The sequence below is a fragment of the Niastella koreensis GR20-10 genome, assembly GCF_000246855.1.
GTDB lineage: Bacteria > Bacteroidota > Bacteroidia > Chitinophagales > Chitinophagaceae > Niastella > Niastella koreensis.
Genome location: NC_016609.1, coordinates 6,424,529 through 6,439,259, shown reverse-complemented (window position 1 = coordinate 6,439,259; position 14,731 = coordinate 6,424,529). Strand labels below are relative to the sequence as shown.

The window sequence follows — 14,731 nt, the reverse complement described above, 5'->3', positions numbered from 1 at the left end:
ATACCTGTTTTCGATTATATATCCCGGATGGCGTGCTTGCATCTGTTGGGAATATTGTGTATTTTTCGCGCGTTGAACCACAATCTACCCTAATGCAATATTTATCACCTTCTTCCTTGTCCGGAGAACCTATTGTTACCACCCTCGATAAAAAAGCCATTCAGTTAGAAAGAAAAAAGCTCTTTGCCGAGCTGGAGCTGAGCGGGGAAACTACCATTGAAATGAACGGGCGGTCATTTACCAAAAATGACATCATTCAATATTATGAAGACCTGCTGAAAGAGGATGGCCTGAAGTATCATGCTACGGTTGCGGACGACCCGGTGCTGCTGGTTTTCCTGGAAACGGCCCATATTGGCCGGAAAGAAAGTTTCCTGAAAAACCCGATGTATACCGATGCGCAATTTATCAACTGGGTGAGCCCTTATTTCTGTCATGCCTTCATTACTTTCATGAATGCCTGTTTTCTTGATCCCGACGAGGATGGATTGGTGGCCTTGCTCAGGAACAAATTACTGATGACACAAGCCGATACCGAAAAGGGCTGGCAGGCTGTTATGAAGATTGTTATGGGCAGCATTTCCACCCTTGAGGAATACTATAAATCCACAGGTGAAGTAAAACTTGCCAAAGCAAAGGACCTGATGGAATTTCGTTATATCAGGTTGGTTCAACTGCTTCCGAATGACAGGTTTGGCCCGGTGAAGGACAAATATGCCTTTAGTATTTTACAGGCCTGCGTGTTTACTTTTAACCGGAACAGGCAAACCGGTAACTATGTAAGCACCTGGTTGGAAAATGCCCAGTTGCTGGCGGCTTCTGAAGAGGTGATAGCACAGATTGCTAAAAAGCGGGAAGAGCTGGAGGCTGTTTTGATTCCCCAGGAGAGCGGACCGGTATACGGCGGAAGCGGGGCCGGCGCACCGGCACAGACCAGTCCCTGGGGTGTTATTAAATTAATATTATTTATAGTGCTGTTTCTGGTCCGGCTGGCTACTTGCAGGCACTGGTAGTAGTTAGTAGTGACTACTCACTTGCCACTATCCCTTCAATCCCGTCCCCTTTATCGCTTCACCCTGGTCTTTGTCAATAAGGAGTTCATGCATCTGGTAGGCAAAGCTTAAGATCTCGTCGGGATTCTGCCTTGCCAATGCCTCATTACCCCGGGCACGGATTGATTTTAGCTGGGAGATATTATAAAACTTATTATCGGGCAATCCGGCATAATACAGGTATACCCTGGTAACATAGGAAACATCTTTGCGCCTGATGTCCCAGGTTAACCGGCTCATTTCATCGATCTTCAACCGCAGAAATTGGGTGCTGCAGTTATTGAACCAGTTTTTTTCCTCAGCCACTAAATTATCCAAACGATGTTGCAGGTCTTTATGACCGGTTTGTTGCAGCAGCTGCCGGCATTCTTCTTTCCTATAGTAATATTCTTCTTTCAGTTCCACCATCTTGTCGCCTTTCTCTGCCGTGTCAATGATCTGTGACAGCCGCCGTTTCTGATCGTCTAACTGGTATTTGGTATCAGTTACATCATCAGGCGACAGTGTTCTTAATTTAACCTGGATCGCCTCCAGGTCATTCAGCGCGCGTTGCAGCGGGGCGCTCTCTTCATATTTCTCCGCCTTCAGCAATTTTTCCAACTGGCGTTTTCCCAGGCGGTGCAGGTAATCTGTTTCCTGTTGCAAACGGGTTACGTTTACCGAGCGGACAGAGGGGCTGAACGCCTGTTTGAACTCCTCATCGATCATACTGATATAGGCCGTCACCGTTATATCGCGGCTTTCACTGATTTCGAAGGTGAGGTCCACGTCGGCGCCTTTTACCAGGTCGCTTTTGAGGTCCTGGCCCGAAATGCTTACGATGCCAATGGGCAGGTTCGATTGGGGCGATGAATACCGGCTGCCTTCCAGCACGTTGATCAGCAACTGGTCATCGCTTCCTCTCACAATGGTTCGGCTCAAGGTTTTGGTGACCGATTTTTTGATAGGCAGGATCGCATTTCTTTCAAAGATCACTTCCAGGTGTGTAATGTTATTCTCGGTGTCATCTACTTCCAGGCAAATGTCATGGGGGAGCGGTTGTCCGTAGATGGAAAACTTACCCTGTACGATCAGGATTTCGGGTATGGCTACAGCCAGGGGGAAACCCTGGTTATCGAACAGCTTCATACTAAAAGCGTTCAAACTGTTCGGCAGCAGCAACAGCATTTCACTGATCTTTTCTGCAACAAGCTTAAGCCCGCTGTCGAAACCACCATCGGCACGGATAATACGATACAGGCTGCCCGCCGGTGCATTTTTAATGGTGGCGGCTAAATATTCTTCCGTGTCGCGGCTGTTTGCCTGGTAAGCTGTTTTTACTTCAATGGTAGCCGCTGCGTCGTTTGCGGCGGTTTTGCCGCCGGTGGTTACCGCATCTGGTTGTTGAGCCGTTGGTAACGGTGTGGCTTTACCGGGTCGGCCACCTGCATACCAGGCAGCGCCTTCCACTACCGCGGTTGTAGGGTCGATGGATGTATTTACCTTAATGCCCAGGTCCTGCGACAGCATGTTCCGCACCAAAGGAATATAAGTACTGCCTCCCACCAGCACTACTTCCGTGATATCCGAGGGTTGCAGGTTGTTCCGCGTTAATAAGTTTTTTATAAACGCAATAGAAGACTGTACCCGCTCGCGGGCGATGCCATCGAACTGATCGCGGCTGATGGTAAAATATACTTCATGCTCATTACCGGCCTCATCTTCAAAATCAAACTCGATATCTGCGGTAGCATTATTGCTTAAAGTGATCTTCGCTTCTTCCGCTTTATAGAGTAACTGGAAATACAATTTATTATACTTCCCGTTGGCGCTTAACATTTTTGATGCAAGGTCCTGAACACCATAATGGCTTTCGAGGTAGGGAATAAACAACTGGGTCAGGATGCCATTGTCGAAATCAATACCGCCAAAGAAGTTATCGCCCTCGTGGTCGATCACCTTCATTTCATCATCTTCAATAACTACCAGGGCTACGTCAAAAGTACCGCCGCCCAAATCGTAAACAAGCCACTGGCCTTCCATGCCGGCCTTGCCTTCTTTATTGGCAAACGCTAAACTGGCGGCAATGGGCTCCTGTAACAGCAGCACTTCCCTGAAGCCGGCGGCATAGCCCGCCTCTTTGGTAGCATTACTTTGAATGGTATCAAAGCTGGCGGGGATGGTAATCACCACGCTGGCGGGTGATTCGCCGGTGAAAATGAAGTTCTTTAACTCCTGCAGAACGATGGTGCTTAATTCGATGGGTGTTTTAAACGAGCCACTGTTGGGAATAAAAAAGCTTTCGCCTGTACCCATCTTTCTTTTAAAAGCAGCAAATACATTGGCGGGGTCTTTTTCAACGTACTCCCGGGCTTTATCCCCTATAAGAATGCGGTCTTTCCGGAAGGCCACCACGCTGGGCAGGGTTACCTTCATGCCGGAAGGGTTTTTAAAAATATCCACACTTCCGTTATTTGCCTTAGCGATCAGGGAATTAGTGGTGCCCAGATCAATGGCAAAATTGATAGTCGACGACATATATGTTAGTTATTTTATTTGTTACCTACAATCACAACGCCTTTCTGTAATAACGACCGGCCGTCTTCCTGTTGTGTGTAAACGATGGGTTTTATAACATCCAGCACCTGCAGTTTTATGGTTGCGTCACCGGTAATGCTGGCTTCCAGGTCGGTACGGGTCTCGTTATACGGTTCGCCCAATGGATTGAGCAGCAGCAGTCCGGCTTCTTCCAGAACAGATTTCATCCGGTCTATATTGCGAACGATGCCTGTGGAGGGCTGTCCTGTGGATAGTTTCTTTTCCAGTTCAAATACCAGGTTGGCCATTTTTATCCATAGGTGCTGGGGCATAATAGGGTAGTTATTTGCGTACAATATAGAAGCCTGGCTCCAAACCTCAAAACTTTGCTGGCATGATTTTTTATGACACTTTTTTGCCCTGTTAAAATCATCATGACGGCTCTATTCACGCGAGTGGTAAAAAAGGAGAAGGGGTTAGTTTTACCATTGAAATACCTGTCATTGAAGGCTGAAATGATTATTGGCTGAATTTCAGTAATTTCATGTAATTATACTTGTACGGGGGAACAATCCAATCCAATTTACTTTATACATTAATGCGATAATATAATGAGTCAGTTATCAACTGAGACTCCTTCGTTTGTTATGGATTCCGAAAAATACAGCCTGCAAAATTTATTTATGCAGGCGCCGGCCGCAATTGTGATCCTGAATGGCCCGGATTTCATTATAGAATTTGCTAACGAGCAGCTATATAAGTCCTGGTCGCGCAACGCTGAAATAATAGGCAAGCCCCTGTTGGAAGTATTGCCTGAATTAAAAGATCAAGCCTTTCCGGCACTGTTGAGAAAGGTGATGGAAACCGGGGAGCCCTATTATTGTCCGGAAGAGAAAGCGGTATTGTTGAAAGACGGGAAGCCTGTAAATGTATATTACGATTATGTGTACAAGCCAATCCTGGAAACTGGCAAAAAAGCTTCGGGCGTTATAGTGATGGCCAATGACATCACCGAACAGGTGCTTGCACGCAAAAGGGCGGAGGAAAATGAAGTCGCCCTCCGGCTGGCAAGGGATGAATCGGAAAGGCAAAAGCGGTTGTATGAAGCAATAACCCGCAGTACGCCCGACCTGATTTATGTATTCGATTTGAACTACCGGTTCATTTACGCCAACGAGGCATTGTTAACCATGTGGGGCCTGACCTGGGAACAATCCAAAGGAAAAAAATTGTTAGAAGTAGGGTACGAACCCTGGCATGCCGAAATGCACGAACGCGAGATTGACCACGTGGTAGCTACGCAAAAGAGTATCCGGGGAGAAGTTTCCTTTCCACATGCTACCCTGGGCAAACGCATCTATGATTACATTTTTGTGCCGGTGATCAATGAAAAGGGGCAGGTAGAAGCGGTGGCCGGTACTACCCGTGATATTACCGAAATTAAACTGGCGGAAGAAGCACTGAAGCAAAACGAAGAAAAGCTGGAGAAACTCGTTACCGAGCGTACCCGGGAGTTGCAACGCTCCAATGAAGACCTGCAACAGTTTGCGCATGTGGCCTCGCACGACTTAAAAGAACCGGTAAGAAAGATCATCATCTTCGGAAGCCGGATGCAGGAGGAATTTAACGATGACCTGCCACCAAGAGCAAAAGGGTTCCTTTCCAAAATTGAAGTAGCTGCCAATCGCATGACCGCTATGATCGATGGCGTATTACTGTATTCGTCGTTGAACGCCAAAGAAAAGGAAATGGAAGGCGTGGACCTGAATGACATTATCAATCATATTAAGACAGATCTGGAACTGGTGATCAGTCAAAAGAATGCCGAAATAAATTATAAAAAGCTACCCACTATCTTCGGGTCTGCCCTATTGATTTACCAGTTGTTTTATAACCTGCTGAATAATTCACTGAAGTTTGCACGGCCGGGTGTTACCCCTGTAATTAACCTGGACGCTGAATTGGAAAAGGATGGTAAATTTGCCCGGATCATTTTACAGGATAATGGCATTGGCTTCAGCCCTGCCCAGGCTGAAATGATCTTTAAAACTTTTACCCGACTGCATAGCAAAGATGAATACGAAGGCACCGGATTGGGTTTGGCATTATGTAAAAAAATTGCCGAACGGCATAATGGAAAAATAACTGCATCGGGTAAAGTTAACGAAGGAGCCACCTTTATTATAACTTTGCCATTGAACGAAAAATCCAGTTAATATGGCGGCTACTATTTTGTTGATAGACGATGATGCGGATGACAGGGAATTGTTTGGTGAAGCCTTGCAGCGGGTAGCGCCTCATATTCATTTTGAAAGCGCCAGCGGCGGGCAAATGGCTTTTGAGTTACTGGAATCAAAAAAGCAGCACCTGCCCGATCTGATCTTCCTAGATATAAACATGCCTGTTATTGATGGCTGGCATTGCCTGTCCATCCTCAAAAGCATCGAGGCGTTTAAACATATTCCGGTAATTATTTATTCAACTTCTGCGCCCGACGGCGCCCAGGAAGCGGCTATCCGCCTCGGAGCTTTATCATATGTATTAAAGCCCAATCAGTTTAGTGAGCTTAAACAACTGCTTGCCCGGGTGGTGGCGTTGATTGATAAAAAGGCTATTCTGAGTTTTTCAACAACTCATCAATAGTATTATAAAACTCTTCCGTTTCCCCGGTACAGATCTTAACCAGCTTTCCCTGGGTGTCAATTATCAGTTTGGTGGGGTACGCTTCTATATTGAACAGGGTGGCCAGGCTGTTAGGTCCACGCGTGTCTAAGATCTGTGTCCAGGTTAACTGGTTACTGGTTATATAATTGCGCCATACCGGATCTTCGTCTTTGCAGGAAATGCTTACCAGTTCCAACCTGTTTTTGTATTTAGCAGCATATTCTTTCATTTTAGGAAAACCTTTCAGGCAGGGCGGGCAGCCGGTGAACCAGAAGTCCAGCACAACATAACGTCCTTTAAAATTGTCAGGGTTAACCCGTTTGCCAGTTATATCGGTAGCTGTAAATGCGGGTATGGGCGCCCCCGGTTGAACAGTTTTAAGTGCGAGGATTTTATCTTTTACGTTCTTTAAGTAATAAGTTGATTGCAGCCGGCAGTCGAATAAATGATAGATTGAGTCCAGCAACGTATAATTATCAATTCTGAAATGAGCGTACAATACATAGGCGCCCACTGAATTGCTGGTATTATCCAGGATGAATTTTTGGGCTACCTGGTCTTCCAGCCGAAGCACTCTGTTATATAAATTCCGGCATAACTGCTTTTCTTGTTCTGTTCCTACTTTGTAAGAGGTGTCAAGAATAGTGCGGGCCATTTTAAACAGGGGTGTGAACCTTGCCTGGTATTCATCATACAAACTTTGTGAAGTACGGTGCTGCATTTGAGTAGGGGCTTTTTGAAAACCGGCAAAGGTGGAACGGATGTTGATGGTGCCGGCCTCCAGGAAAAGTTCCTTCCTGGCAAGATCATTTCGGTTTCGAATGTTTGCTTCTTTTCCGCTTTTTATGGCTTCGATAGACTGATTGTTTTTTACCAGGTATAGATGATAAAGTTCCGGGTTGGCGACTTTCCTGGCGAAGGTGAACTCCCCATTGCAGGTCAGCAGGGTGTCGGTTTTTTCGGCGCCCTGAAACAGTACCAGCAGCGTATCACAATTGGTGATTTTCCCTTTGATCCTGATGGTTTGCGCATTTGCGTGTAACCTAACGAGTACAGTAAGGAGCATAGCAATTCCTTTCAAATTCATAGCAATGATTTTGATTTATTAAAGAATAATAGAAAGTAGTGGCTTAGTGTTTCTGCATTATAAAGTGCCGGATGTATTTTTCGAGTTGAAATAAGAAAAGAAAAACGAAGGCGGCCTGTAACAATAATACCGTAGACCCGGTTGTGAAGTCAGGGAAATGAAAGGGCGTGTTTTGCAACAATCCGATAAGAAGAATGCCCAGTAAGGAAGAAACGAAAAAAAACAGGACGGAAAGCACCATGGGAATCGAGGGCTTCTTTTTTTGTTTTGCAGCCTCTTCTATTTTATGCATTACGGTATCTTCAAAATCATGGAAAGGCATTTCCAATTTGCTTTCCCCAATCAGGTTAAAAAGGTTGTCGTTGTTTGCATCCTTGTTGGTCATAGTTTACCTTTTACTGCGCTTGATTAATTCATTACAAACCTGCAACATGCTTTTTCTTGCCCGAAACAGTAATACTTTAATATTGGCAACAGACACCCCCATTAATTCACTCACCGTTTTGGTATTCTGTTCTTCCAGGTAAAAAAGCCGCAATGCCAGGCTTTCCCTGGGATCGAGCTGGTCCAATGCCGTGTTGATCATTTTTAGCTGTTCTTCTTTTTGCATGTTTAACAGCATGCTGTTATCAATGGCGGCCTCCTCGTCTTCGTGCCCATAGATGATCTTTTCATTTCGCAGGCGCTTTAGCCGTTTCAATGACTCATTAATAACAATCCGGTAGAACCAGGTACGGAAGGTTGATTGTTTGTTGAAGTGTTGCAGGTTTCCAAATGCTTTTAAAAACGCGTCCTGCACCACTTCCTGCGCCACAAATTCATCCTTTACAACCGAGATGGCCAGGGTATAGGCCATATCTTTATATTCCTTTAAAAAATACCGGAAAGCCTGAACATCTCCATCTAATACTTTTTGAATGTAGATCTCGTCCATGCTTCAATGCTTGTCTCTGTTCCATTTTATTACATTGGCAATGATCAGAGAAATGCCGCCGCACAAACCCAGTATTGCCAGGGGGAAGGCATTGCCAAAGTGATTTAATAATTTAAACTTCACCAGTATGGAGATTATTATCATCCCTATGCATATGCCCACTATAACAATGGCGGCGCTCATCCAGCTTGTTTTGCGATCACTGGCAGCTTTTTCCATGGGGTTGATGCCCTGTTCAATCAGCTTCATCCGTTCTTTGTGCCCATCCCTGTGCCGGAAGTACCAGGCTAAAAAAGCACAAATGATGATTGTGAGCCATATGTAAAATATTTGTTTATCCATGCCTGCGTTATAATTTACTTATTTGATCCCCGGTTAGGAGTAAAGGTTACAAAATCTCATTGCTATTTTTTATAAAGGCTAAAAAATTATTACGTATCGTGGATAAACTGGTGGGATCGATCTGGAATTCAACATGGACCTCGTAGGAATAGTCTTTTTCTATTCGGTCTTCTTTTACCGATGATGAAACAGTGCCGTTCTCCCATTTGTCGCTTTATGAAAAGCAATTTCCGCAGGCTACATTTTATAAAATTGTTGGTTGGGGGCATCAACTGAATAATGATTTAGCGGAGGTGGCGGCCCATATCAGGAGGTTAATTTAGCCAAAATCGTCTTTTGCATTTTTTTTGACAACATCAGCTTATTGCATGACAACAATAACACATTGGATGACATAAATGGCTTATGAAGTCACATCTTTGCTTCATTGGATGAGGCAAATGGCACATGGAAGTAGCAAAGTAGTTCATGCGATGACTTAAATACTTCATGGCTAACCCAAAGTGAATGATGCCCTGGTCAAAATAGTTTATTGCCTAACGAAAATTGATTGGCTTACCTTAAAAGTAAATCTTGGAGCTGTCATGCGATTTTTGGAGGCCGTCATGCGATTTATTTTAGCTATCAACTGATTTTTGGAGTCCATCAACTAACTTTTTGGAGGTTCAAAATAAATCTCTGTAGCACTCCATTAACTTTTTATGGGTCTCTACTAACTTTTGTTATGAAAAAAGCTGCGCCTGGACGTAAGAAAATAAATTGCCGGGACCTGGAATTAAATTATGGGCCCTGGAAATTGACTATTGGAGGGTTGTACTTGATTTAAGGTGGCTCAAACATAAAAATTGATGGCTTTCTGCCGATTTGAGTAGCATGCTGCGGGCCGGGAGCAGATGGCTGATTGAAACGGGGAAGGCAATAAATTGATTAAGGAACCAACAAAATGAATTAACGGAAGTGCTATTTGCTTTATGGAACCTGCAAAATGAAAAGTAAGACCTGCATTTTGAATCAGGAACTCATAAAAATGAATAGTGTAGGCCCTCTACTCCTCACCTACGCCAAGGAGCGCAGCGCTCAGGGATTCCTAAAAATAAAAATCCCCCCGGCTGAACCGGGGGGAGATAAAAAGCTCTGTTTATGTATTATTTATTGGCAGCAGCCCACTCATCCATATTCTTTTCTACCAGCTCAAGCGGCATGCAACCGAAATGGAGGAATTCATCATGAAAGGCGGATAAACTGAACTTAGCACCCTGCTCGTGGCTGTATTTGTTGCGCAGTTCCCGGATCTTCAAAGCGCCGATCTTATAGCTTAAGGCCTGTGCCGGAATGGCCATGTAGCGTTCTATTTCCGCTGTGGCGCCTTCTTCTGAAATGGCTTCGTTTTCCATCATATAGGCGATCGCCTCTTCCCGCGTCGTGTTTTTTGCATGCATGGCCACATCAACCACTAAGCGGATAGCACGATGCATTTCATCACCCAGCGCCCCTGCATATTGATAAGGGTCTGTATACAAGCCCAGTTCTTTACCCAGGCTTTCACAATACAAGGCCCAGCCTTCGCCATAGGCGCCATACCACAAATAGCGTCTGAACGTAGGCAGCGCCGTATTTTCCAATGTTAAACTAACCTGGTAGTGATGACCGGGAATGGCTTCGTGCAGGAATAAACTTTCCATACCACTGGTAGTATTGAATTTGGTAGCGTCGAGGATAGGCACATAAAAAATACCGGGGCGTTTTCCGTCTACTGTTCCCTGTTTGTATTCGGCACTGGCGCTGGCCGCCCGGAAGGCTTCCGTTTGTCTGATCTCGAATTTCATTTTGGGCGTATGGCCAAACATATCTTTCAGATGCGGTTCAATGCGGGCCTGGATATTCCTGAAGGCGTTGAGCACCTCCTCAGGTGTTTTATAGGGCATAAAGCGTTTGTCGGTACGCATGTATTCAAAAAAGGCTTTCAGGTCGCCTTTAAAGCCTACGGAGTTTTTCACACTGTCCATAAGCCCACGGATACGTTTTACTTCGGCCAGGCCTGTTGTATAAATTTCATCCGGAGTTTTAGCCGTGGTGGTCCAATACTTAACCAGATAATTGTACAGGGCAGGTCCATCGGGAACATCTTTGATCCCGGTGGTGGTTCTGGCTTTGGGCAGGTATTCTTTTTTCAGGAAGTCGGCCAGCTTTTGAAAAGCGGGCGACAGGGTTGTTTTTATCAATGGGGTAAAGGCAGCGGTCAGTCTTTTTTTATCAGCCTCTGGAAAACCGGCGGGCATGTTTTTAACAGGACCATAATACAAACTTTTGGTTACATCGGTAGCCACCATATTTTGCATTTGGTCTATCATTTTCACTACCAGTTTCGCTGGCAGCACATTGCCGGCATCGATCCCTTTTTTGAAATACACGATGGCGCTGTCGGCCCAGGCCGGAAAGGCGGCCGCCCGTTTTAACCAGTTGTCATAATCTCGTACGGTGTTGAAAGGTTGAGCGCCAGCGCCGCTGCCCATTTGTCCGAAGGAAAGCGGTAAACCATAAAACTGGTTAAAGGGCACATAGCCATCGATGCTGTAATCGATGGAGGAAAAATATTTGTGTTTCAGGCCCTCGATACTCATTTCCATTTCGCGTTTGAAAATATCGTAGCTGGTGCGGTCGGTTTCGTTGAGTTGTTCCCGGTTGAAGTGCTGAATGTCCTGGAGGTTAGCAGCAAAAAAATCGGTTAATTTCTGCCGGTAGCTGTCGGTAAATTCTGCCGGCAGCTGGTCGTTGTGCAGGCTGTCGCCGTTGATGGTAGCTTCCACCGGCAGCAAGGCCATGCGGTCCATATAGTACTTTTCAAAAAGGGCGGCCAGCTCTTTGTTACTGGATTCAGGCGCCGTGGCGGCCTTCTTGTTTTTGCACGCTGCCAGCGAGCATATTATCAGAAGTGCCGGAAATAATTTATTCATAGTGACTGACATTTTTGTATTGTAAAATAAGTTGCTTTATGATTTTATTGCATCCAGTACGGGATAATGTTTTTTGGTTTCCAGGAAGGAGGGTGCTGTACTCATTGCAATTGTTTTCATATGATAAGGCTAAAATAGGGCGAAGCAGGATAAGTAAGCGGATTTCTTATTTCTTTAGGTTCGATTTAATATGGTTTAAATGAACCAGGTCCAGCAGGTGTTCAACTTTTTCTTTCTATATGTAAAAGTGTGGTCATGATACTATTTAGAAAGAGTAAAATACGGAGTTTATGCCAAAAAAAATCCCTCCCGATATATCGGGAGGGACGCACACTTTATTTTAAGAATCTATTTATAAGCGATCACGGCGCTGCTGGGTCCGGTGAGGTGCATGATGTCTACCCTGGTAAAACCGGCATCCTTTGCCCAGCTGGTGAAGTCTGCGGCTGTATAATCGAAACCGCCATGCGTTTCAATCAACATGTTCAGCGACATCAGCAGGCCAAAGGCATTTTGCCTGCGTTCATCATCAATAACATTCTCGATGGCCACCAGGGCGCCTCCTTTGGACAATGCTTTATATGCTTTTTGAATAAGCATTTTCTTCTGCTCAAGGTCCCAGTCGTGCAGAATATTACCCATGGTAATTATATCGGCTTTTGGAAACTCGTCTTTAAAGAAATCGCCTGATTGGGTTACTACCCGGTCCTGCACTTTAAAGCGTTCAATATTGCGATTGGCAATGGGCGCTACCCGGGGCAGGTCCCAGCTTATCGAATGTACTGCCGGGTTATGAAGGGCAATATGGATGGAAAGGTCGGCGCCGGCGCCGCCTACATCACAATGGGTTTCAAAACCTGAAAAATTAAACTGACTGGCAAAGGCATTAAAATTACCGGCCTGGATGCCACCCATGGCGGCCACAAACTCTTCTAACTTCTGTTCATCATCGTACAGGGTTTCAAACAAGGATTTGCCGCCACTCTTTACTTCATTCTGCGGCATGCCTGTTTGCAGTGCTTCATCTAAATGACTCCAGAAAGGATAGAGCCGGTTATTGGCCATTTCCAGGATGCCACCAACATAAGATGGTTTGTTTTTGTCAAGAAAGGTGTCCGATTCCTGCGTATTGAAATATTGGGCCCGGGCGCCATTGCCTTCCCTTTCCAGAAAATTCATGGCCACCAGTGCATCCAGAAAATCGGTTAGCCCTCTTTGCTGAAGGTTCAGTGCTGTTCTTAATTCATCCGCGGTTTTATGTCCCTGCGCCAGCAACGTAAATAATTTAAAGTTAACTGCAGTGAGTAAGACCTTTGATGACCAGAACCCCAATCCTGTTTGCAATATGTGCATGGGCGTTACCTCTACATTTGTTGAGATAGTTTCTGAAACCATAATACAGTTTTTTTTAATGAGCAATCCTTCGTTGCATGGTTGTGGCACGCATTACGAAGCTACCTTGAAAGCAAAGGTTTTTACAGCGCGTTTCAATGAATGCCGGATGGGAAGGAACGAATTGAATAAAATAAGGAATAAAGATGCGATACAAAGGAAAAAGGCTTTCTGAGCAATAAGCCAACAATTACCCGGATGCCTTGCCGGGGTAGGCTTTCAATACGAATATAACCATTAATTAGCTGAACAAACTCATGTGCTGCCAATTATTCCTGCCCCGGGCCTTTTTCATTATCGGTGCCCCGGTTGCTCTTTTTTTATCGGGCAGGAAGATGACCCCGCTGAAGCCGTGTGATGGCGGAAGAGGCGGGCTAATTTTTTATTTCCTTTTGTAAACGGGCAATTTCTTTTATCATCAACGGATAAGAGGCCTGCGGCATACTGCCGTGATCGTACCCATCCATTTTATAGAGTTTTACTTCTGCCACTTTATTTAACTTCAGCATTCTGTACAGGTAAGCATTTTCTTCATACCGGCCCAGCATTTCTTTTTCTGCATCGCCTGTAAACAAAATAATGGGCGGAAGGTCCTGCCGGACATGGTACAGCGGCGCATATTCGTCAATTACAGGTTGCGTTTCTTTTATGCCTCTTTCATTCCTGATGGCGAAATGCGTGATGGTTTGTGAACTGAGCGAAATAACACCGGCTATTTTGTTAGCATCGAAGTCGTATTTATTCAGGTATTTTTTGTCCATGGTGATCATCAATGAAAGATAAGCGCCTGCAGAATGCCCGGAGATAAAGATGGCATTGGGATTTCCGCCATATTCTGCAATATGTTTGAACACCCAGTTGGTGGCCGCTGCCGCATCTTCAATGCAGGTTGCTGCTTTTACTTTTGGCGAAAGCCGGTAACCCACCCCAATCACCGCAAAACCATTCTCCATAAGCTGTTTAGGGATCTCTTTGCTGCCGCCGGTTAGTCCGCCCCCATGGAACCAGATCACGGTGGTGAAGTTCTTTTTGTTGGCAGGGTAATAAAGGTCAATGGTACATTGAGATTTGATATAGCTGTCGTTTTGCGAAGCAGTCTCGGGATAATAGCCAATGTTCTTCTTTATTTCATACGTGGTTTGGGCATGCAGGTGCAGGCAGGTAGCCAATAAAAGAAGCAGGATCGTTTGTTTCATAGTGATGCTTATGTTAGTGAAGCAAGTTAGGCAAAATAACAAAAGGGCTGCTCTTGTAAGAACAGCCCTTCGGCGTTAAACCATAATTGTACGGGGTAAAATTATTTGATTTCGTAAGATCGTGTCATGGTGCTGGTTACAGGAAGGCTTATGGGATCATTGGCCTTTCCGCCGAGGGTCCACTGAACAGTTGCCGTATAGGGAAACTGGGCAGTTGTAACACCCGATACCGACAGGTTGGTAATGGTAACCGGTGCGGTGGTTTCCAGCGTCAGCACGCCGTTCTTAAAATCGGCTGTAGTAAACCCAATGGTGGTTTCATTGGAGCGAACCACATCATTCACTTTCCAGGTTGCGAGATCCGTACCGGGGAGCATGGCATTCACTGCTCCGGTGAACGAGCCCTGGTTGGTACCGGGTACGGGCGACAAAGTGATTTTGATTACGATAGACTTCGCTCCGGAATTGGTATTGTTGTTATTTCCGTCAGAACTTTTTTTACAGGAAATGGCGCCTGTAAGCAGGAATGCTGACATTAGTACGGTAAGTATCTTTTTCATAGACTATATTTTTCAACCACAAATTTGAAAGGA

General features: G+C 45.2%; 13 protein-coding genes. 3 read left to right on the top strand and 10 right to left on the bottom strand.

Translation table 11 applies throughout. The annotated features are described in order from the left end of the window. Window positions 1–92: 92 nt before the first annotated feature. Window positions 93–1,013 (top strand): hypothetical protein, encoded by a 921-nt coding sequence (locus tag NIAKO_RS25505; RefSeq protein ID WP_041347304.1) that lies wholly within the window; start codon window positions 93–95, stop codon window positions 1,011–1,013. A 27-nt stretch (window positions 1,014–1,040) separates the two neighbouring features. Here the strand turns inward: NIAKO_RS25505 and NIAKO_RS25500 are convergent, their stop codons facing one another. Together NIAKO_RS25500 and NIAKO_RS25495 are read right to left on the bottom strand one after the other, a co-directional pair. Further along, complete coding sequence (locus NIAKO_RS25500) at window positions 1,041–3,569, bottom strand: Hsp70 family protein (protein WP_014221337.1); 2,529 nt, start codon at window positions 3,567–3,569, stop codon at window positions 1,041–1,043. A gap of 14 nt (window positions 3,570–3,583) precedes the next feature. Beyond that, a complete protein-coding gene (locus tag NIAKO_RS25495) occupies window positions 3,584–3,901 on the bottom strand; it encodes a hypothetical protein (protein WP_014221336.1) in 318 nt (105 codons plus the stop codon). 315 nt (window positions 3,902–4,216) lie between these two features. On the opposite strand from NIAKO_RS25495, the gene NIAKO_RS37170 reads away from it, so the two are divergent. After that, the gene (locus NIAKO_RS37170; protein ID WP_049815608.1) at window positions 4,217–5,785 is read left to right on the top strand and encodes a PAS domain-containing protein; all 1,569 of its coding nucleotides are present in this window, start codon (window positions 4,217–4,219) and stop codon (window positions 5,783–5,785) included. A 1-nt stretch (window position 5,786) separates the two neighbouring features. Continuing rightward, a complete protein-coding gene (locus NIAKO_RS25485) occupies window positions 5,787–6,212 on the top strand; it encodes a response regulator (RefSeq protein ID WP_014221334.1) in 426 nt (141 codons plus the stop codon). On the opposite strand, the gene NIAKO_RS37165 is transcribed toward NIAKO_RS25485, so the two are convergent. The 8 genes from NIAKO_RS37165 to NIAKO_RS25445 form a co-directional block, all read right to left on the bottom strand. After that, window positions 6,181–7,320 carry a TlpA disulfide reductase family protein gene (locus NIAKO_RS37165; protein ID WP_014221333.1) on the bottom strand — a complete coding sequence of 380 codons (1,140 nt, stop codon included), beginning with the start codon at window positions 7,318–7,320 and terminating at the stop codon, window positions 6,181–6,183. The two genes, NIAKO_RS25485 and NIAKO_RS37165, sit on opposite strands and share 32 nt — an antisense overlap. A 43-nt stretch (window positions 7,321–7,363) precedes the next feature. Further along, window positions 7,364–7,705: a hypothetical protein gene (locus NIAKO_RS25475; RefSeq protein WP_014221332.1), complete on the bottom strand. Its 342-nt coding sequence runs from the start codon at window positions 7,703–7,705 to the stop codon at window positions 7,364–7,366. A 3-nt stretch (window positions 7,706–7,708) separates the two neighbouring features. Further along, window positions 7,709–8,254: an RNA polymerase sigma factor gene (locus NIAKO_RS25470; RefSeq protein ID WP_014221331.1), complete on the bottom strand. Its 546-nt coding sequence runs from the start codon at window positions 8,252–8,254 to the stop codon at window positions 7,709–7,711. A 3-nt stretch (window positions 8,255–8,257) separates the two neighbouring features. Further along, entirely contained in the window at window positions 8,258–8,596 is a 339-nt protein-coding gene (locus NIAKO_RS25465) for a DUF6249 domain-containing protein (RefSeq protein WP_014221330.1), read from the bottom strand. Between the two features lie 1,145 nt (window positions 8,597–9,741). Further along, on the bottom strand, window positions 9,742–11,550 hold the full coding sequence (locus tag NIAKO_RS25460; RefSeq protein WP_014221329.1) for a DUF885 domain-containing protein: 1,809 nt from the start codon (window positions 11,548–11,550) through the stop codon (window positions 9,742–9,744). A 348-nt stretch (window positions 11,551–11,898) separates the two neighbouring features. Then, window positions 11,899–12,945: a methyltransferase gene (locus NIAKO_RS25455; RefSeq protein ID WP_014221328.1), complete on the bottom strand. Its 1,047-nt coding sequence runs from the start codon at window positions 12,943–12,945 to the stop codon at window positions 11,899–11,901. Window positions 12,946–13,316: 371 nt separating this feature from the next. Further along, on the bottom strand, window positions 13,317–14,138 hold the full coding sequence (locus NIAKO_RS25450; RefSeq protein WP_014221327.1) for an alpha/beta hydrolase: 822 nt from the start codon (window positions 14,136–14,138) through the stop codon (window positions 13,317–13,319). A gap of 101 nt (window positions 14,139–14,239) precedes the next feature. Then, window positions 14,240–14,698 (bottom strand): hypothetical protein, encoded by a 459-nt coding sequence (locus NIAKO_RS25445; protein WP_014221326.1) that lies wholly within the window; start codon window positions 14,696–14,698, stop codon window positions 14,240–14,242. Window positions 14,699–14,731: the final 33 nt, after the last annotated feature.